The sequence below is a fragment of the Nostocoides sp. HKS02 genome, assembly GCF_009707485.1.
Classification (GTDB): domain Bacteria; phylum Actinomycetota; class Actinomycetes; order Actinomycetales; family Dermatophilaceae; genus Pedococcus.
Genome location: NZ_CP046121.1, coordinates 1,615,274 through 1,633,436 on the forward strand (window position 1 = coordinate 1,615,274; position 18,163 = coordinate 1,633,436).

General features: G+C 72.0%; 16 protein-coding genes. 4 read left to right on the forward strand and 12 right to left on the reverse strand.

What is annotated here, in order from left to right:
- Nucleotides 1–333: 333 nt before the first annotated feature.
- From GKE56_RS07655 to GKE56_RS17925, 3 genes are all read right to left on the reverse strand, one after another.
- Nucleotides 334–1,194, reverse strand: coding sequence for a hypothetical protein (locus tag GKE56_RS07655; protein ID WP_154684034.1), 861 nt, complete (start codon nt 1,192–1,194; stop codon nt 334–336).
- Nucleotides 1,195–1,277: 83 nt separating this feature from the next.
- A complete protein-coding gene (locus tag GKE56_RS07660) occupies nt 1,278–2,195 on the reverse strand; it encodes an LCP family protein (RefSeq protein ID WP_195908277.1) in 918 nt (305 codons plus the stop codon).
- 80 nt (nt 2,196–2,275) lie between these two features.
- A complete protein-coding gene (locus GKE56_RS17925) occupies nt 2,276–5,260 on the reverse strand; it encodes an AAA family ATPase (RefSeq protein ID WP_195908278.1) in 2,985 nt (994 codons plus the stop codon).
- A 228-nt stretch (nt 5,261–5,488) separates the two neighbouring features.
- Between GKE56_RS17925 and GKE56_RS07670 the strand changes: the two genes are divergently transcribed.
- Genes GKE56_RS07670 through GKE56_RS18210 form a run of 3 tightly spaced genes read left to right on the forward strand, consistent with a single transcriptional unit; the run spans nt 5,489 to nt 7,720 of the window.
- Complete coding sequence (locus GKE56_RS07670) at nt 5,489–5,695, forward strand: hypothetical protein (RefSeq protein WP_154684037.1); 207 nt, start codon at nt 5,489–5,491, stop codon at nt 5,693–5,695.
- Nucleotides 5,696–5,736: 41 nt separating this feature from the next.
- On the forward strand, nt 5,737–7,155 hold the full coding sequence (locus tag GKE56_RS07675; protein WP_370518478.1) for a thioredoxin domain-containing protein: 1,419 nt from the start codon (nt 5,737–5,739) through the stop codon (nt 7,153–7,155).
- Nucleotides 7,136–7,720, forward strand: a complete 585-nt coding sequence (locus GKE56_RS18210; protein ID WP_370518479.1) for a hypothetical protein — start codon at nt 7,136–7,138, stop codon at nt 7,718–7,720. Before GKE56_RS07675 ends, GKE56_RS18210 begins: the two co-directional genes overlap by 20 nt.
- Before the next feature lie 2 nt (nt 7,721–7,722).
- Here GKE56_RS18210 and GKE56_RS07680 read toward each other — a convergent pair whose 3' ends face one another.
- Entirely contained in the window at nt 7,723–8,376 is a 654-nt protein-coding gene (locus GKE56_RS07680) for a Crp/Fnr family transcriptional regulator (RefSeq protein ID WP_154684038.1), read from the reverse strand.
- Nucleotides 8,377–8,518: 142 nt separating this feature from the next.
- On the opposite strand from GKE56_RS07680, the gene GKE56_RS07685 reads away from it, so the two are divergent.
- Nucleotides 8,519–8,698, forward strand: a complete 180-nt coding sequence (locus GKE56_RS07685; protein ID WP_154684039.1) for a hypothetical protein — start codon at nt 8,519–8,521, stop codon at nt 8,696–8,698.
- A 30-nt stretch (nt 8,699–8,728) separates the two neighbouring features.
- Here GKE56_RS07685 and GKE56_RS07690 read toward each other — a convergent pair whose 3' ends face one another.
- From GKE56_RS07690 to GKE56_RS07725, 8 genes are all read right to left on the reverse strand, one after another.
- On the reverse strand, nt 8,729–10,294 hold the full coding sequence (locus GKE56_RS07690; protein ID WP_154684040.1) for a peptide ligase PGM1-related protein: 1,566 nt from the start codon (nt 10,292–10,294) through the stop codon (nt 8,729–8,731).
- The gene (locus GKE56_RS07695) at nt 10,291–11,418 is read right to left on the reverse strand and encodes an adenylate/guanylate cyclase domain-containing protein (RefSeq protein WP_154684041.1); all 1,128 of its coding nucleotides are present in this window, start codon (nt 11,416–11,418) and stop codon (nt 10,291–10,293) included. Before GKE56_RS07695 ends, GKE56_RS07690 begins: the two co-directional genes overlap by 4 nt.
- Entirely contained in the window at nt 11,415–11,801 is a 387-nt protein-coding gene (locus GKE56_RS07700) for a response regulator (RefSeq protein ID WP_154684042.1), read from the reverse strand. Before GKE56_RS07700 ends, GKE56_RS07695 begins: the two co-directional genes overlap by 4 nt.
- Nucleotides 11,798–14,545 (reverse strand): response regulator, encoded by a 2,748-nt coding sequence (locus tag GKE56_RS07705; protein ID WP_230209268.1) that lies wholly within the window; start codon nt 14,543–14,545, stop codon nt 11,798–11,800. Before GKE56_RS07705 ends, GKE56_RS07700 begins: the two co-directional genes overlap by 4 nt.
- 82 nt (nt 14,546–14,627) lie before the next feature.
- On the reverse strand, nt 14,628–15,362 hold the full coding sequence (locus tag GKE56_RS07710; protein ID WP_230209269.1) for an FAD:protein FMN transferase: 735 nt from the start codon (nt 15,360–15,362) through the stop codon (nt 14,628–14,630).
- Nucleotides 15,359–15,865, reverse strand: coding sequence for an FMN-binding protein (locus GKE56_RS07715; RefSeq protein WP_154684043.1), 507 nt, complete (start codon nt 15,863–15,865; stop codon nt 15,359–15,361). Before GKE56_RS07715 ends, GKE56_RS07710 begins: the two co-directional genes overlap by 4 nt.
- Before the next feature lie 12 nt (nt 15,866–15,877).
- On the reverse strand, nt 15,878–17,305 hold the full coding sequence (locus GKE56_RS07720) for a ferric reductase-like transmembrane domain-containing protein (RefSeq protein WP_230209270.1): 1,428 nt from the start codon (nt 17,303–17,305) through the stop codon (nt 15,878–15,880).
- Nucleotides 17,306–17,404: 99 nt separating this feature from the next.
- A complete protein-coding gene (locus GKE56_RS07725; RefSeq protein WP_154684045.1) occupies nt 17,405–18,154 on the reverse strand; it encodes a TSUP family transporter in 750 nt (249 codons plus the stop codon).
- Nucleotides 18,155–18,163 lie beyond the last annotated feature (9 nt).

The following is an 18,163-nucleotide window of genomic DNA, read 5'->3' on the forward strand; positions in this document are numbered from 1 at the left end:
GTGCCACGACGGCGGTCCACACCACCCGGGAGCCGGCCGCGCAGCCCCCGCTGAACCACGTGACCGACTCCTGGCCAACGCCAGTGCCCCGGGCTCGCGCCGCCGCGTGGGCTCGGGGCATTCACCTGGGCTGGGAGCTGGGTGACGCCGCGCATCGGCGTCGTTCTCCCTGCCCGGCGTCGATCGTGTGACTGACGCTACCCCGGAGGTTTCGCAGCCAAACTCCGTCGAATGCAGGAGAACCACGCATTCTGAGGCCGGTCCGCCTGGTCGGCGCGCGAGGACGGGGCTGGCCCTACCGGCCAGCCCCGTCGTCGAATGGTGTGCGCTGGGTCAGGCGCGCAGGCGACGGCGCGCCACCTGCAACAGGCCACCCACGGCCAGCAGGCCCAGCGCAGCGCCGGTCATCGGGAGTCCGTTGGTGCCGGTGCGGGCCAGGGTCGGAACAGCGCTCGCGGGGTCCGCAGCAGCGGGAGCGGCCGGTCGAGCCGGCGTCGGGAGGGCGGCCAGGAGCGTGAAGTCGGCGAACCCGAAGCCAGCGGGGTTGTCCGGGGTGCCACACGCCACGACGGCCCCGGCGTCGCCGACGGTGACGTACCGGCCCGGCTTCACCGTGGTGGTCACCGTGACCGTGCCGTCTGCGGCAGGAGTCACGATCTGGTCGTAGAACGGCTGGTCGTTGTTGCCGCTACCGATGAGCACCTCTGCGCTCGGCGTGCCGGCGGGGCAGGCGCCGGTGACCGTGAGCTGGCCGCCGAGGTGGACCTTGGAGGGCGAGACCGTGACCGCGATCGGCCGCACCAGGGAGTCCTCGAGGATGCCGATCGCCGTGGAGGCGCTCCCCACCGGTGCCGCGGTGGGGTACTTGAAGCAGTCGACCGCCACGGAGGCAAGGCCGGTGGTGCCCTGGGAGACGTCGAGCGTGACCCGGTAGGTCAGCGAGCCGGAGAGGTTGGCGGAGCCCTGGGTCAGCACGCTGCCGTTCTGGCTCACGGTGACCACGGCGGTGCGCGACCCGCTCGCGCAGCTGCCGGAGGCCACCAGCGGCTCGCTCGTGATCACGGCGTCACTGGGGTCCAGCGTGATGGTCGTCCCCGGTGCGGCCGAGGCGGCTGTCGCGCCGGCGACGATCACTCCCCCGGCGAGGGCGGCGGCGGCCAGCGAGGCGCGCAGACGTGTACGGCTGATGAACATGGTGAGTCTCCCCTGCAGATGGTCCAAATCGGAGCGAACCTACAGGAAACCCTCAGGTTGTGTGCGGTATTGGGTTTACGCCCTCACGGGCCGAGCCGGCCCCGCGAGCAGGTGCTGCTGAGAAAGGGCGCCAGAGCTGCTCGCGACCTGGCGTCCATGAAGGCCACCGGCACCTCCGTCGGCGAGAACCGCGCGGGGACCGTGCCCACGCGGCCTGCGGCCGTGGCCTGGTGCAGACCCCAGAGGAGACCGGTCAGGGTGACCAGTGAGCTGCCGCTGTCGCGGCGCAGCCGCGGTGCCGCGGACCACGCCATCTGCTGGGCGGTGAGCGGGTTCGCCACGGCATCCGCAAGCTGGCGCATGACCTGGGACGCGTGCGAGCTGCGCGTCGGGTCGGCAGCTGCATCCGGGACCCAGCGGCCCGCCCGCCGCACCTCCGGATGCCGTGAGCGCACCCACGCGAGCGCCTGTGCGCCGCCGAGGTGGTGTGACCCTGCCGTGGGCAGGTTCAGTCCCGAGCCCAGGTCGCGGACCGGCCCCTCGGTCGTGACGGTGATGCCTCCTGCTGCGTCAACAGCGTCGATCAGCCCCACGAAGTCGGCGATGACCACGTGGTCCACGCCCACCCCGAGATCTCGGCACATGCTGTCGACCATGGCCTGCGGGCCGAGCTGGAGCGTCATGCCCACGCGATGTGGGTCGTGGTCGTGCGTGCCGACGTAGAGGTCGCGAGGCACCGACAGGAGGGCTGCGCCACCGTGCCCGCCCGTCCTGAGCAGGTAGATGAGGTCGGCGCGTTCGCCCTGGGCCTGAACGGGATCGGCATACCTCTGGCGGTCCGCGCCCTCGAGGCGCTGCCGGGAGTCCGACGCGAGCAGCAGGTAGACCTGCGACCCATCCGAGGTCGGGACATGCACCGCGATCGTGGGGATGCGCTGAACCACCACGAGCGCGTCGGTCAGCAGGGCGACCACCACGACCAGCGCGAGCAGGGACCCCACAGCCGCCAGTCGTACGGCGCGCGACGGCCGAACAGGTGTGGGTGTGCGAGCTGCTGCGCGCCAGGGGCCGGGCATGGCGGTCAGTATCGCCTGTCCTCCCTCTCGTCGTTCGAGGTCGCCTCGGCGCGTCTGGTGGCCCAGGCTGCGGCCTCCACCCGGCTCGTCGTTCCAGACTTGCGCAGGATGTTGGAGATGTGGACGCTGACGGTCTTGTCGCTGATGAACAGCGCCTTGGCGATCTCGCTGTTCGAGCGACCGGCCACGACGTGGGTGAGGACCTCCTGCTCGCGAACAGTGAGCCCGGCCCAGGGCCGCTCGCCAGACCCCGACGGCGGGGCTTGGGCGACGGGGTCCAGGGCCAGGTGCGCCGCACGGGCCGTGGTCTCGACCGCTCGACCCAGGGGCACCGCACCGAGCTCCAGTGCGGTGGTCATGGCGTCGCGCAGGAGCCCCGCGGCCTCGGCCCTTGGCCGGCCCGCCCTGAGGACGGCGCGCGCCTCGTGCGAGGCAGCGACCGCCGCCTCCCAGCGCAGCCCCGCCCGCCGGCACGCGCCGCGCGCGCAAGCCCAGGACTCGGCCTGGTCAGGCTGATCTCGCAGCCGTGCCAGCTCCGCCTCGTACAGGGCCGCACGGGCCGGCTGGATCAGATCGGCCTCGTTCCACGGGGCGAACATCGGTCTGTCGCTACTGAACGCGGCTGCCCTCAGGACGGCGGCGTGCTGGCCCTCCGCGACCTCGGTTGCGTCGTCCTGGCCGCGGTCTCGACCGTCCTGCGCGAGGTCTGCCGCGGCCCGGGCAGCAAGCAGCACGAGCTCGTCGGCGTCGCGCGGATCGGCCAAGCTCGCCGCCCTGACCTGCGCTTCCACGATGGCCAGGGCCTCCGCGGGGCGCCGTTGGGCGATGAGCAGCTCGGCCCGACCGAACGGGTACGTCGCCGTGCCGAGGTACTCGGTCGAGGAGATCTGCGCGGCCCTGGCCAGCTGGTCCTCCGCCCTCGCCAGGTCTCCCCGGCGGACGCAGAGGATGGCCATGGTGCAGCGGGCCACCGCCTCCCGGTGTCCCCCGTCAGCCGCCGCCAGGGATGGCCGCAGGCTCGCCTCGGCCCTGGCCCACTGGCCCAGGCACAGGGCGAAGTACGCGGCAGAGGTCAGCACGAACCGAGCCGCGGCCGGCGCGCCAGCCACGATCAGGTCGGTGCCTCGACGCAGGCCCGAGTCCAGCGCCGCCGCATACTCGCCATGGACCTCGTGGAGGTTGTGCATGCCCAGGGCGGCATCGGTCATCTCGATCGCTTCGCCGCTGATCCGGGCCAGCTCGTACGCCTCCTCGAGCCAGCCCATGGCCACGTCCGTCTCGGGCCGGGTGAGGGCGCTCACGACCAAGGCCGGGATGACCGCGTCCGGGGAGCCCGTCTCCCTTGCGGTCCGCAGGGCGGCATCGGCAAGCTCACGGCCTCGTTGGTCACCTGCCCACCACTGCGTCCACGCGAGCTGCGAGTCGACGATGGCGCGCTCCGGCGTGCCGGGAAGGGCCTCGGCGATCTGCTCGGCCTCTCGCAAGGCGGGAGTGACCACCGTCCAGGCCAGGTGCTCGGCCTCGACCTGCATCCGATGTCGCAGCGTCAACAGTCGGCAGGCCACGCCGGGGCTGCTCGCCCGGTCGCACAAGGCCAGGGCCTGGTCGATCAGGTCGAGGGCCTGGTCCGGCTCGGCCACACCCTGGGCCGCGCGGCTCGTGCGCAGCAGCAACGCCACATACTCCTCGGGCGCCTCGGCGGCCGCACGCACGCGCGGCCACAGTCGGCAGGCCCGCCGAAGGTGCTCCAGACGCTCGGCAGCCCCCTGGAGCGCGGCCGCCGAATCCGCAGCCGCGAGGGACCAGCGGAGCGCCTCGCTCCACTCCCCTGCCTGCTCGTGGTGCCTGGCCACGTCCCCGGGCTCGGGTGCATCAGAGTCCGCGAGCACCTTGGCGTATGCCGAATGGGCCGGGGCGGGATCCGGGCCCATCAGGTCACTGGTCAGGACCTCGGCGATCAGGGGGTGGCGAAACCACACCTGGTTTCCCTCGGGGTGGGCGAGCACCCCTGCGGCGACCGCCTCGGCGACCGCTTCACGCAGCTCGTCGCCATACCTCGAACCGTCGCCCAACAGGCCGACCACCCGCTCGACCAGCGAAACCGCCACTGGTCGCCCACCGATCGCCACGAGGCGCGTGACCTCGCGCGCCGGCTCGCTCAGTCCGTACCAGCGCACCAGCAGCGCGGCCCGCAGTGCCTCGGACACCTCGGCCGCCGACGGCGGACCTGCGGGCTCGCGGACCACCAGCTCGGTGAGATACGGGTTGCCGCCCGAACGCGCAAAGACCCGCGCGGCCAGTCCGCCGTCGGCGTCACGGCGACCCATCAGGGCCGCGACCTGGTCGGCCGTGTCCTCGGGTCCGAGCCGCTCCAAGTGGACTTCGCTCATCGCGAGGTTCCGCCGCATCTCAGCGAGCCACCCGTTGACCGGGTGCCCGTCCGGACGGTCCTCGTCCCGCAGTGTCGCGATGACGGCCACCGTCTGGGTGCGCAGCCCGGCAACCAGGAACGCGAGCAGGTCGAGCGTGGACGCGTCAGCCCACTGCAGGTCGTCGATCACGAGGACCACCGGATCGCGCTGGGCAATGCGCAGCACTGCGGTGTCCATCTGGGTGAGCAGCAGCCCGGACTCCGGGTCCCCGCCCTGGGGAGCGCTGGGCAGCAGCACGCTCAGCGCGCCGAGGCCCGCGAGCACCTCGACCCGTTCCTGGTGGCTCGCGCCGGACAACCAGCCTTCGAGAGCGGACAGCACGGCGGCGAACGGCACTGCCGACCCCGAGAAGTGGACGCACGTCCCCCACAGCACCTGGCCGGTGAAGCGGGCACAGGCGTCGCGCACCAGAGCGGTCTTGCCCACCCCGGCCTCGCCGTGGACGAGCAGGATGCTCGGCTCGCCCTGTGCTGCGCAGGCCAGCACCGCCGCAAGTCGCGTCAGCTCCTCGCTCCGCCCGACGAGCGGCACCGACTGCCCCGCTGACGGTGCACCCATGTGCGCAGTTTCCCGCCTCCCTCCACCGGTGTCACCCACCGCCGATGCAGGGTCGTGGCGGAGTTCGTGGTGGGGGTCGTGGTGGGCGCGGCTCCGAGAGGGCATCTGACGCGAGTCATCTGAGGGGGCTGAGCCCCGAACCTGAGGGGGCGCGACCGATGCGGCTGCGGAGCCTGCGGCGGGACGGTGAATCGGTCAGATCATCTCGACCCACCCGAGGAGCCCGCCATGCACACCACCACACGCCACTCCCGTTGGGCCACCCAGGCCCTGGCCGGTGCGATCATCCTTGCCACGCTCAAGTCGGTGCCTGCCTCCGCTCAGGTCACCTACGACGACATCTGCCCGCTCACGCGGCTCGGGACTCAGCTGGTCAGGTGCGACAACCTCACCGGAAACGGCGCCACGGCACCGCTCTGGGTACCGCAGCGCTGAGTCGACCAAGGAGCTGGGAACCGGCGCGGTAGGTTCGTCTGATGAACCGCCTCGCGCACTCGACGAGCCCATATTTGTTGCAGCACAAGGACAACCCTGTCGACTGGCAGGAGTGGGGGCCGGAGGCCTTCGAGGAAGCCCGGCGCCGTGACGTGCCCGTCCTGCTCTCGGTCGGGTATGCCGCGTGTCACTGGTGCCACGTGATGGCCCACGAGTCGTTCGAGGACGACGAGGTCGCCGCGGCGCTCAACGAGGGCTTCGTCGCCGTCAAGGTCGATCGCGAGGAGCGCCCGGACGTCGACTCGGTCTACATGTCGGCCACCACGGCGCTGACCGGCCACGGCGGCTGGCCGATGACCTGCGTCCTCACTCCGGACGCGGAGCCGTTCTTCTGCGGCACCTACTTCCCGAAAGCCCAGTTCCTCCACGTGCTGGCCCAGGTGCGCGAGGTCTGGACCACCCAGCGAGAGCGCGTCACCGAGAGCAGCGCACACATCTCCGACCGGCTGCGCGAGCTCACGGCGTCGACCAGCGCGCAGCCGATCGACGACGCCGCCCTGGCCCAGGCAGTGCAGGGCCTGCGCAGCCAGTTCGACCTGGCCCGCGGTGGCTTCGGCGGCGCCCCGAAGTTCCCGCCGTCGATGGTGCTCGAGTTCCTGCTGCGCCACCATGCCCGGACCGGCTCGGCCGACGCGCTGGCGATGGCGCGGCGGACGTGTGAGGCCATGGCCCGCGGCGGGATCTACGACCAGCTGGCCGGTGGCTTCGCGCGGTACTCCGTCGATGCTGCCTGGGTAGTCCCCCACTTCGAGAAGATGCTCTACGACAACGCCCAGCTGCTGCGCGTCTACGCCCACCTGTTCCGCACGACTGGCGACGACCTGGCCCGACGGGTCACGGCCGAGACCGCCGCCTTCCTCGTGCGTGACCTCGGCACCGGCGAGGGCGGTTTCGCCTCCGCGCTCGACGCCGACACCGACGGCGTCGAGGGCCTGACCTACGCGTGGACGCCCGACCAGCTGGCCGAGGTACTCGGCGAGCACGACGGTCGCACCGCGGCGGAGCTGCTCGGCGTGACTGAGCAGGGCACGTTCGAGCACGGCAGCTCGACGCTCCAGCTGGCGACCGACCCCGACGACCCCGAGTGGTGGCAACGGGCTCGACACCTGTTGTGGCAGAGCCGCAACCGCCGTCCCCAGCCCGCGCGCGACGACAAGGTCGTCACGTCGTGGAACGGCCTGGCGATCGCCGCGCTCTCCGACGCTGCCGTCCTCCTCGACGATGCCGCGCTCCTTGCCGCCGCACAGCAGTGCGCCGAGTTCGTCGTGGACACCCACCTCGTGGAGGGTCGCCTGCGCCGCTCGTCACGAGGTGGACGCGTCGGTGCCGCACACGGCGTGGCCGACGACTACGGCAACCTGGCCGAGGGGCTGCTCGCGCTTGTTCCAGGCCAGTGGTGAGGCACGCTGGCTGACGGTGGCCCGCCGACTGCTCAGCACGGCTGTCGACCAGTTCGGGGACGACGACGGGGGGTTCCACGACACCGCCGCGGATGCCGAGCCGCTCCTGCTGCGCCCGCGCACCACCGCAGACAACGCCGAGCCGTCGGGGCAGTCCGCGCTCGCCGGTGCGCTCCTGACCTGCTCCGCCCTCACCGGTGACGCCAGCCAACGCGAGCGCGCCGAGGCGGCTCTGGCGGCCTCCGGGCAGCTCGCCTCGCGGGACCCCCGGTTCGGTGGCTGGGCGCTTGCCGTCGCCGAGGCAGCCGCCGCTGGACCCCTGCAGGTCGCCGTGGTGGCAGCCCAGCCGGGTGACCCACTCGCGGGGGACCTGCTGGCCGTGGCTCGGCGCTCGTCGTCCCCGGGTCTGGTCGTCGACCACGGGTCGGTCGGCGAACCCGACCACCCCTTGCTCGCCGAGCGCCCCCTCGTCGCCGGCCGCGCGGCGGCATACGTGTGCAGGGGGTTCGTCTGCGACGCTCCGGTGACGGAGGTCGAGGCGCTCACCCGCGCGTTGGCGCGCTGACCTCACCCGGCGACGGCGCGCACGGCGGCGACGTCGGGCAGCCGCATGCGGCCCCGGGCGAGGACCACGAGCCCTTGGTCCGCCAGCCCACGCAGCACCCGGTTGGTGGCCGGGCGGGAGGCACCCGCGAGGTCGGCGAGGTCGCTCTGGGTGAGCGGCAGCACCGCCTCGCCACGCTCGACGCCGTAGATCGCGCACAGGTCGACCAGTCGGCGCACGACCCGCTGCTCGACGCTCGCGTACAACGCGTCGACCAGGTGGTCGGACAGGCGCCGCACGCGAGCCGCCAACAGGTCCACGAGCAGCCGGTTCACCTCGGGTCGCTGCACCGTCAGGGCCGTGAAGGCTCGAGCGTCGAGGACCAGCGTGACCACCGGCTCCAGGGCCTGGACCGAGGAGGTGCGCCGCGCGTCCGGTGACAGCAGCGCCAGCTCGCCGCAGGCCTCCCCCGGGCCCATCACGGTGAAGGCAGCCCGGTCACCCGCCGGCGTGGTCCGCCGCACGAGCACGTGCCCTTCGACCAGGAAGTGGACGCAGTCGGCCGCGTCGCCCTCGTGGAAGAGGCTCTCGCCGCGCGAGAAGTAGCGGCGCACCATCAGCTCGGCCACGCGGGTGCGCTCGGGCTCCGGCAGGCCGCTCAACAGGTCCGGCTCCATGCCGCAAGTGCAGCACCGACGCCGGCCGCCCACAACGTGGCCCACGCCACCGCTGCTGTGTCATCGCCGGAACAGACCGGGGAGGGCGACGCGCCGACAGTGGGGGGAATCCACAGCAGCCACCAAGCCCGAGGAGGTCGTCATGACACGTCACCACCACCACCACGACCTGGCTCACCACCACCCCACCGTCCATCGCACGCGGCTCGGGCAGTGGGCGTGGACCTGCACGTGCGGGGGCGCCTCGTGCCGCACCGCGCGCCTCACCTGGCACCAGGTCATGGTCGAGGCGCTCCTGCATTCCATGACCATCGCGCCCTGACCATGGCGCCGTGACGGGCGGAGCAGGCGTTCACCAGGGCAGTGGTTGGGGGGTCAACGCTGCCTGCGCCTCGGCGCGCAACGCCTGCTCCGCCTCCGCGTAGACCTGCTCGGCCTGCGCCGCGCTCTCGCCGATGGCGGTCATGCCCACCCGACCGCACTCGGTGATCGCGCTGATCATGTGGAAGACGACGCCGCGCTGGCGGGCCTGGTCGTAGTGCATGCCGGTCCGCGCCACCAGGTCGAAGAGGTCCTCGACCCGCAGGCCGTGCAACAGCGGGTCCTCGAAGTGGTCCGTGGCGACGAGGTGCCGTTCGGCGCCGGCAGGCGTGAGGAACCGGGCGCTCTGCGGGTCGTACCGGCCGTCGGTGAGGAACTGGAGGGTGAGGAACGGGTGGGTGGTGCCTCCCTTGCGCAGGTTGATCTCGATGGCATGGCTTTCCCACGCGGCGCCGTCGCGCACGACGACGAAGTCGATGGCGAACCGTCCCATGACCCCCTTGCGCGCCAGCACCTCGCTGATGCGGACGGCTTCGGCCGTGATCAACGGCGCGTATGCCGGGTCGGCCGGGAACCGGGCGCCCAGGTAGGACTGGCCGCTGGGTCCACCGAGGATCTGGTCGTGCGTCGAGAGGATCTCGAGGACACCGCGTGGCGTCACGCGCAGCTGGACACTCGGGCTGCGCACCTCGTCGCCAACGATGCGCTCCTCGACGATGCCGCGCCGCTCAGCCAGCTTGGCGAGGAACGCGTCGATGCCGATCGCGTTGTCCTCCAAGGCCATCGCGGCAATTCGCTGCCTCAGCGCGGCCGCCTCCTCGGCGCTCCCCGGGGCCGGCAGGCCGGTGAGGTCGACGACCGCGTTGCCCGAGCCGGACACGCCCTCGTTGAGCTTGAGCATCGCGGACCGTGCGGCCGGGCGGCGCGCCCGCAGTGCCGTGAGCGCGGTGACCACCTCCGCCGGCGTGGCCAGGTCCTCCGACCCGGCCGGGAACTGGACGCCCGCCTCGGTGAAGACCTGGCGACACCCCGACTTGGTACCGAGCGGGAACAGGCGGGGATCCGCGGCATACATCGGGATGCCCAGCTCGATGGCGAGGTCGCGCTCCATCGCGGTGGTGTTGTAGGGCACGAGGTGGCACCGGTGCGGGTCGGGGATGAGCGAACGGATCAGGGCCAGCAACCGGGGACGGGCGAGGAGCTTCTCGGTCAGCGCGCCGGGTCGGGCATCGCCCACGCTGACGAGGTGGAGCCGCGACCGGGCGTGGCTGGGGATGACGCCGGGCAGCAGCGAGAGGTAGTACTCGATGATGGCCGGGTCGATCGTCACCGAGGTCACGTAGACCATCCGCAGGCGTGGCTGGCGCAGCAGGAGCAGCATGAACAGGAACCGCTCCTCCATCGCCTGCGTCATGCCCGGGCTCGACGCCACCACCCGGTCGAGTGTCAGCGAGGGCACGACGACGACGGACTCCATCGGGTCGCCGGTCTGGATGCCGTCCCACACGGCCGGCAGGCGCTCCTGCAGGCGGTCGAACACGGCATACCGCGCGGTGTCGTCGAGCTCGCCCAAAGTCGGCGGGGTCGACGCCCTCACGGTGACACGGCCATCGGCTGGAGGTCGACGACCTCGAAGGCCTCGACCTTGCGGGAGAACCCCTTGAGGTTGAGCGGGCCGACCGGTCGGCTCTCCACCACCCCGGTGATCCCCGAGAGCACGCGCGGCGTGACGAGGATCTGGCCGTTGCGTGCCTCGGCGCAGAGTCGGGCCGCGAGGTTGGTGACGGTGCCGATGGCTGCGTAGTCGTAGCGACCCTCGAACCCGACCCGACCGAGCGTGGCGTAGCCCTGGGCGATGCCGACGCCGAACCCGAGGTCGTGCCCCCGCCAGCGCCAGGTCTGCGCCAGGTCGGCGACCCGGGCGCGCATGGCGACCGCCATCGAGACGGCACGGTCGGGAGCGTCCGTGCAGGGCACGGGGTCGTTGAAGAACACCATCAGCCCGTCACCGGCGAAGTGCTCGAGGGTGCCCTCGAACCGGAAGACGAGCTCGCCCAGGGTGCGGTGGTAGTCGGCGAGCACGGCCATCGTCTCCTCGGGTTCAGAGGTCTCCGCAAAGGCGGTGAACCCGCGCAGGTCGGTGAAGACGGTCGTGATCTCGCGGCGGTGGCTGAGCAGGATGCCGTCGTCACCCCGCTCCAGGATCTCCTGGGCGACCTGGGGCGCCAGGAACCGCCGCAGCCGACTGAGCCGTTCGAGCTCGGCGACCTGCTCGGCGACCCGATGCGACAGCTCGCGGTTCCAGGCCCGCAGCTCCGCGGCCTGTGCCGTGACCGTGTCGTGGTACCGCTTGACCCGGACCAGCGAGCGCACCCGCGCGAGCAGCTCCGCCTGGTCGAACGGCTTGGTGACGAAGTCGTCGGCGCCGGCCTCGAGGGCGCGCAGCCGCTCCTGTTCGCCGCTGGCCGTGATCATCACCACCGGCAGGAACGCAGTCCGCGCGTCCGCCCGGATCCTGCGGACGGTGTCGTAGCCGTCGAGCTCGGGCATCAGCACGTCGAGCAGGACGACGTCGGGGAGTCGGTCGGCCAGGATCGTCAGCGCCTCCTCCCCCGACGCGGCCGCGACCACCGTGAAACCTCGCGGGGTGAGGACCGCCTCGAGCAGCTTGCGGTTCGAGGCCAGGTCGTCGACCACCAGAACGGTGCCGTCGTCGCTCATGGTCCACTCCCCTTGAGGTACTGGCGAACCTGCTGCGGGAAGTCGCGGACGCTGATCGGTTTCTCGAGGTAGCCGTCGAAGCCGGCTTCCAGCGCACGGGTACGGTCCGCTGCCATCGCGAAGGCGGTGAGGGCGACGACCGGTATGCCGGCGGTGCGCGGTTGGGCGCGCAGCCGCGACAGCGCCGTGTGACCGTCGATGCCGGGCAGCTGCAGGTCCATGAGGATGAGGTCCGGACTGGCGCGGGACGCCTCGTCCACGGCGGCTTCCCCCGTGGTGGCGACGACGACGGTGAAGCCGTGGAACTCCAGGAGGTCGCGCGCAAGCTTGAGGTTGCGCTCGTTGTCCTCCACGACCAGGACCGTGGGGCGGGTCTGCGTCATGACACCACCTGGCCCGCGTCCGCACCGTGGCCGCCCGCACCGTGGCCGCCCGCACCGTGCGCGCCGGCCAGGTCGGCGAGCCGGGCCGAGAGCTGCACGAGGTCGAGGTGGCCCTTGGACGCGACGAACTCGACCCGCCCGCGCAACCGGCGACGGTCCTCGGGCGTCAGCGTCTTGGCCGTGAGCACGACGATCGGGATGCCGCGGGTGTCCGGGTCGGCGTGCACCTGCTCCACGACCCGGAACCCGTCGGTGTCGGGCATCAGCAGGTCCACCAGGAGCACCGCTGGGCGCTGGGCGCGCACCATCGCGTGCGCTTCAGTGCCCTGCCCACACGTGCGCACGTCCCAGCCCAGGGGTTCCAGGGTGACCCGGACGAGCCGCAGCGCCACGGGGTCGTCGTCGACCACGAGGATGCGGCGCGCCGACTGCGCCGGTGGGCGGTCGGTCACCACCCGGCGTACGGCGGCGAGGAGCTCCTCGCGACCCACCGGCTTGACCAGGTAGTCGGCCGCCCCGAGGGCGAACCCCCGGCCCTGTTCGGGCAGCACCGAGACGACCAGGACCGGGGTGTCCGCGGTCTCGGGCTCCGCCTTGAGCGAGCTCAGGACGTCCCAGCCGTCCATCCCGGGCAGGCGGATGTCGAGGATGACCGCGGCCGGGTGCAGTGACCGCACGGCGGCAACCCCCTGCTCCCCGGTGCGGACCGGTACCGCCCGCAGACCGGCCGCCGCGATGTGGACCGAGACGAGCTCGGCCGAGCTCTCGTCGTCCTCGATCACCACGACGACCGGGCGTCCGTCGTCCTCGTCGAGGGTCCAGTCGGCCGGCTCCGGGACGGTCGTGGCGACAGCGGGCTGAGGGATGCTGAAGCCGAACGTGCTCCCGGCGCCGGGGGCGCTGTCGAGCCACATCCTGCCGCCGTGCAGCTCGACGATGCGCCGGGTAAGGGTCAGCCCGAGCCCGGTGCCCTCCGCGGATGCTGCGTTGCGCCCGGCCTGCTGGAACGAGTCGAAGATCCGCACCTGGTCTGCCGGAGCGATCCCGACCCCGCTGTCGGCGACCGTCACGACGAGGTTGCCGTCGGACCGCCGCGCGACGACCTCCACGGTCCCACCGTCGGGCGTGAACTTCACGGCGTTGCTCAGCAGGTTGAGCACGATCTGGGTGAAGCGCAGCCGGTCCGCCCGCACGGCACCGAGGTCGGCTGACGGCGCGTCGAGGGTCAGCTCGATGCCGTGCTGGGCCGCTCGCTCGCGGACCAGGGCGAGCGCCGACCCGAGGGCCTGCGCCGCGTCGAAGAAGCTGAGGTCCAGCTCCATGTGGCCGGCCTCGACCTTGGACAGGTCCAGGACGTCGTTGAGCAGGGCGAGCAGGTGGCGGCCCGCGCTGAGGATGTCCTGCAGGTAGTCGGCCTGCCGGTCGTTGAGCTCACCGAACATCCGCTCGAGCAGGACCTCGGAGAACCCGATCACCGCGTTGAGGGGGGTCCGCAGCTCGTGGGACATGCTGGCCAGGAACTCCGACTTGTGCTGGCTGGCCTCGGCCAGCTCGGCGCTCTGCCGCTCGAGCTGCTGGTAGAGCCGGGCATTGACCAGAGCGATGGTCGACTGGCTCGCGAAGGCCGACAGCAGCTCGCAGGTCTCGTCGCTGAAGCCACCGGGCTGCTTGCGTCGCACCACCAGGGCCCCCACGATCCGGTCCGGCCGGGCCAGCGGAATCGCCACCAGGGAACGCCAGCCCGCGCGGTAGAGGGTGCTCAGGTGCGGGTCCAGTGGCACCAGGGCAAGGTCGGGGATCTGGGCCACTTGGCCCGAGGCCGCCGCCCGGCCGACGAAGCTCTCCTCGACGTGGATCCTTGACTGGCGCAGCTGCTCGAGCACCTCTGGACTGGTCCCGTATGCCGTCCGCACCCGGAACAGCTGGGTGTCCTCGTCGTACTCCATGAGCGAGCCGCCGTCCGTGCCGGAGAGCTGCACCGCGTGGCTGACGATGGTGGTGAGCACCTCGTCGGGGTCCAGCGAGGAGCTGACCGCCTCGCCGACCTCGGCCAGTGCCTCGAGCTGCTCGACCTTGCGCGAGAGCTCCTCGGACCTGCTCTCCAGCTGATGGAAGAGCCCGACGTTCCTCAAAGCGAGCGCACCTTGGGCGGCGAAGGTGCTCAACAGGTCCTGCACCCGCTCGTCGAAGGGGTCGACGGTGGTGCGCCACACGGACAGCACGCCCACCACCTGGTCCACAACGATCATCGGGGCGCCCATGATCGTGCGGAAGCCGCCGAGGCGCTGGAACTCCGGCCGGTTGTAGTCGGGGTCGGCCAGCACGTCGACGATCTGCTGGGTCCGTCCGTCGATGCTGACCCGGCCGATCAGGGAGGTGCGGTCGCGGGGCACCGGCTCGGTGATGGCGAGCTGCAGGTATGCCGGTGGCAGCCCGACGGAGTGGACCATCGTCAGGTCGTGGTCGTGCACGAGGTTGATCTGGGCCGCGTTGGCCCGGCACAGCCGCCGCGCCCGTTCGACGATGGCGTCGAAGACCTCGGCCTCCCCGGCGCTGGACGCACCGAGGACGGCCAGGATCTCGCTGGTCGCGGCGAGCTGCTCCTCCGTCTCCGCGAGCCGCTTCCGCAGGCGTGCCGCAGCTGCCACGGCACCTTCGGTGGGCTGCGTCGTGGCCGACCTGTCCTCGGACGCGACCATCCGAGCCTCCACTCCCCGGCCCCACTGGCGATGTGCGGCCAGCAACCTCTGCAGTGTGCTCCCACACCCGGCCCCTTGCCTACGGCGAAGGGATGATGACTGCGTTTGCCCCGGGTGGTTCCGGCCCTCAGAGCACGAGGCACCCGTATGCCGGCTGCTCGGCTTCCAGCGCGGCACGACCACCCTCGGGGTCGACGAACAGGGCGGTCGCCCAGACATCGGCCCACAGCAGGCTGGGGCCCCAGACCGAGGCGGAGCCGTCTCGAGCCACCGACCGACCCGTGCGGGGGTCGGTGATGTGGGCCCCCCGCGCGGCCGTCCCCGAGGTCGCGAGGCCGCCCACCCGCAGCGGGATGGTGGCCGCCACGGCGCCGTGCTGACGCGGGTCCTCGATCCCGACCTGCCAGGTCGACGGCTCCGACCACCGTCCACTGCCGGCGACGAGGTCGCCGCCGGCGTTGATGCAGAACGACACGCGGGGCGTGTGCGCCAACAGGGCTGCTGCCTTCTCGACCGCCCAGCCCTTGACGAGCCCGGTCGGGTCGTACTCGCCGGTGCCCGCGGCGGCTGCGCTGAACAGTCCGTGCGTGCGCGACGTCGCCTGGGCGCAGAGCTCGAAGACCTCCGCGTGCCAGGGGTGCGCCGCCCCGGCGTCCAGCTCGCCGCGCCGCAGTCGCATGAGCTCGCTGTCGGGCCGCCACGTGCTGAACACCGTGTCGACCCTGCGCAGCAGGCCCCACACCTGGCCCACGGCCGTCTCCACGGCCTCGGACCGCACGTCGCCGCGCACGTGGACCGAGACGGGCAGGCCCATCACCTGCTCGACGAAGGCGCGGCGGGGAGCCTCGGCGGCTTCGCTCACAGGTGGGCCTGGTCGATCGCGGACTGGAGCGACTGCAGGTACCCCTGCGAGGTGAAGGTGGCGCCGGAGACCATGTCGATGCTGGCGCTCTGTGCCTGGACGACCTCGGAGTTGAGCTGGGGCACGGCGACCGAGTTGATCTCCTGGTCACGGCCGTTGTTCCACGGGACCTGCAGCACCGAGGCGGCGGTGATCTTGCCGTTCGCCACGGTGATCTGCACCTGGACCGGGCCGTACTGGGTGTCCACCGCCGACCCGGCATACGTCTTGGTGGTGGCCTTGGGCGTGGTGGTGGCCTTGGGCGTTGCCTGAGACCCCGAGCTCGATGACGAGCCCGATGACGAGCTGCTGCCCGTCGTCGCGCTCGGTGCGGGCGTGACATTGGCCTGGGCCACGATCGGGGAGGCCGCGGACGCGGTCGTGCTCGAGGTCGACGTGTGGTAGCTGAACAACAGCACCAGGCTGGTGAGGGTCGACAGCGCCCACAGGGTGATGCGTCGCATGATGCGTGGCTCCTAGTACGTGAACAGTTCGAGGTGGAGGTGGTCCGCAGGCACCCCGGCGTCGAGCGCGGCCCGGCGGGCGGCGTCCATCCACCCGGGCGACCCGCACAGGAAGACGTCGCGCTCCGCCACGTCGGGCACCAGCTGGGTCAGCGCCTCGACGTCGGTGAGGTGCGCCGCCGAGGCGGGCAGCCACGAGTCCCGATCCGGGACGCGCGACCCCTCGACGGTGACGTACCGCGCGCCCTGCTGTCGGGCCAGCTCGGACAGCTCGGCGCCGAGGACGAAGTCCTCCGCGCGGCGCGCCCGGTGGACCAGGACGACGTCGCCCGGCGCCTGTTCCAGCCCCTCGAGGAGGGCGCGCAGCGGCGTGATCCCGATGCCCGACCCCATGAGCAGCACCTTGCGCTGCGTGCGCACCCCGGGGTGCAGTCGTCCGTACGGTCCCTCGACGAGGACGCGGGTGCCGGGTCGCAGCTGGGCCAGCCGCGCCGTGCCGTCGCCGACGTGGGCCGCGGTGATCCGAAGGTGTCGGCCGTCCGGCGCCGCGGAGAGCGAGTAGGGGTGGGCCCGCATCCACCCGGGCCCGTCGAGGAACCGCCACTGGAAGAACTGCCCCGGCGCAGCGTCCAGCCGGGCGACGCCCCGGCCGCCGACGAGGACCGACGTGACGCCAGGCCCCTCCTCGCGGACGGCGACGACCCGCAGTGAGGCGCGCAGCGAGCGGTGCAACGGCAGGCCGACCCGGAACACGAGCACCGCGGCCGCACACACGGCATACGACGTCCACCAGAAGACGGTCGAGGTGGTCGAGGCGAGGAAGTCCTTGCCGGTCCACAGCTGGTGGGGCAGTGCGAGCCCGGCACCGAGGTAGCCGTAGAGGTGGATGAGGTGCCAGGACTCGTAGCGCAACCGGCCCCGGGCCTTCTTCACCGAGGTCACGACGACCATGCACAGGGCGGCGGTGCCCGCGACGGCGAGCAGCATCCCGGGGTAGTTGACGACGAAGTCGACGATCGTCCCCCAGAGCCCGGCAGACGATCCGGCGGCGTAGCCCAGGGTGATGAGGACGATGTGGGCCCAGAGCAGGTTGAACGAGGTGAAGCCGACGAGCCGGTGGGTCCGGGCCAGGGCGTCCTGGCCCCACGCCTGCTCGAACCACGGGACGCGCGCCATGAGGAACACCTGCACGAGCAACAGGGCCGAGGCGACCAACCCGGTCAGGCGCCCCAGCGAGGTCAGGCCCGCCGCGAGGCTGCCGAGCTCTTGGACTCCCCCGCCGCTGACCCACATCGACGTCACCCAGAGCAGCACGAGCCAGAAGAGGGTCACGGACGCGTCGCGCCACCAGCGGGGCACGGGCCGCACGGGGCGGCGCGGGTGTGCCGTGGCGGCGGGGGTCGACGCTCGCACGGTCGCAGCGGCGTTGGTCGTGGTCACAGACTCAGGGTGGAGTCGTTCCCTGAGTGTCTGCTGTGGGTCCGCCATGACCCGCGCATGAGCGCACATCGCTGTCGACGTGGTCGCCGCTCGGCATGCTCACCGCCACCACCCGAGCACCGTGCCACCGATCCGGATGATGAAGGCCACGAGGACGACGACGAAGACCACGCGGACGAACCCGTTTCCTCGGGCCACCGCCGTGCGCGCGCCGACGTAGCCGCCGGCGATGTTGGCCACCGCCATCACCCCGCCGATCTTCCACATCACGTGCCCGCCGGGGATGAACACCGTGAGGGCGCCGAGGTTGGTCGCGAAGTTGGCGATCTTGGCCTTGGCACTGGCCTCGAGGAAGGCGTACCCCATGAGCCCGACGAGCGCGAAGACGAGGAACGACCCGGTACCCGGCCCGAGCGCCCCGTCGTAGATGCCGATGACGAAACCCGTGACCATCGCGACGACCGTGTGCCGGTGCCCGTCGAAGCGCAGCGCGGTCTCGTGCCCCAACGCAGGCCGAGCCACGGTGTAGCCGCCGACCACGACGAGCATCACCAGGATGATCGGGTTGAACGCGGTCTTGGGGATGTGCAGCCCCAGCAGGGCCCCGCCGACGGCCCCGAGGTAGGCCACCGCCGCCATGGGCAGCGCGGTGCGCAGGTCGGGGCGCACCCGACGCCAGTAGGTGACCGAGCTGGTCGTCGTCCCGAAGATGGACGAGACCTTGTTCGTCGCGAGCAGCTGGGCCGGGCTCGCGGCGGGGAACCCGAGCAGCAGAGCGGGCAGCTGCACCAGTCCCCCTCCCCCGACGACGGCATCGACCCAGCCCGCGCCGAACCCGGCCAGGGCCATCAGTGCCAG

Excerpts from the sequence above, each read along its gene's own strand:
- GKE56_RS07655 (WP_154684034.1), bottom strand. The coding sequence starts at position 1,194 with ATGTTCATCAGCCGTACACGTCTGCGCGCCTCGCTGGCCGCCGCCGCC.
- GKE56_RS17925 (WP_195908278.1), bottom strand. The coding sequence starts at position 5,260 with ATGGGTGCACCGTCAGCGGGGCAGTCGGTGCCGCTCGTCGGGCGGAGC.
- GKE56_RS07670 (WP_154684037.1), top strand. The coding sequence starts at position 5,489 with ATGCACACCACCACACGCCACTCCCGTTGGGCCACCCAGGCCCTGGCC.
- GKE56_RS07675 (WP_370518478.1), top strand. The coding sequence starts at position 5,737 with ATGAACCGCCTCGCGCACTCGACGAGCCCATATTTGTTGCAGCACAAG.
- GKE56_RS07680 (WP_154684038.1), bottom strand. The coding sequence starts at position 8,376 with ATGGAGCCGGACCTGTTGAGCGGCCTGCCGGAGCCCGAGCGCACCCGC.
- GKE56_RS07685 (WP_154684039.1), top strand. The coding sequence starts at position 8,519 with ATGACACGTCACCACCACCACCACGACCTGGCTCACCACCACCCCACC.
- GKE56_RS07695 (WP_154684041.1), bottom strand. The coding sequence starts at position 11,418 with ATGAGCGACGACGGCACCGTTCTGGTGGTCGACGACCTGGCCTCGAAC.
- GKE56_RS07700 (WP_154684042.1), bottom strand. The coding sequence starts at position 11,801 with ATGACGCAGACCCGCCCCACGGTCCTGGTCGTGGAGGACAACGAGCGC.
- GKE56_RS07715 (WP_154684043.1), bottom strand. The coding sequence starts at position 15,865 with ATGCGACGCATCACCCTGTGGGCGCTGTCGACCCTCACCAGCCTGGTG.
- GKE56_RS07725 (WP_154684045.1), bottom strand. The coding sequence starts at position 18,154 with ATGGCCCTGGCCGGGTTCGGCGCGGGCTGGGTCGATGCCGTCGTCGGG.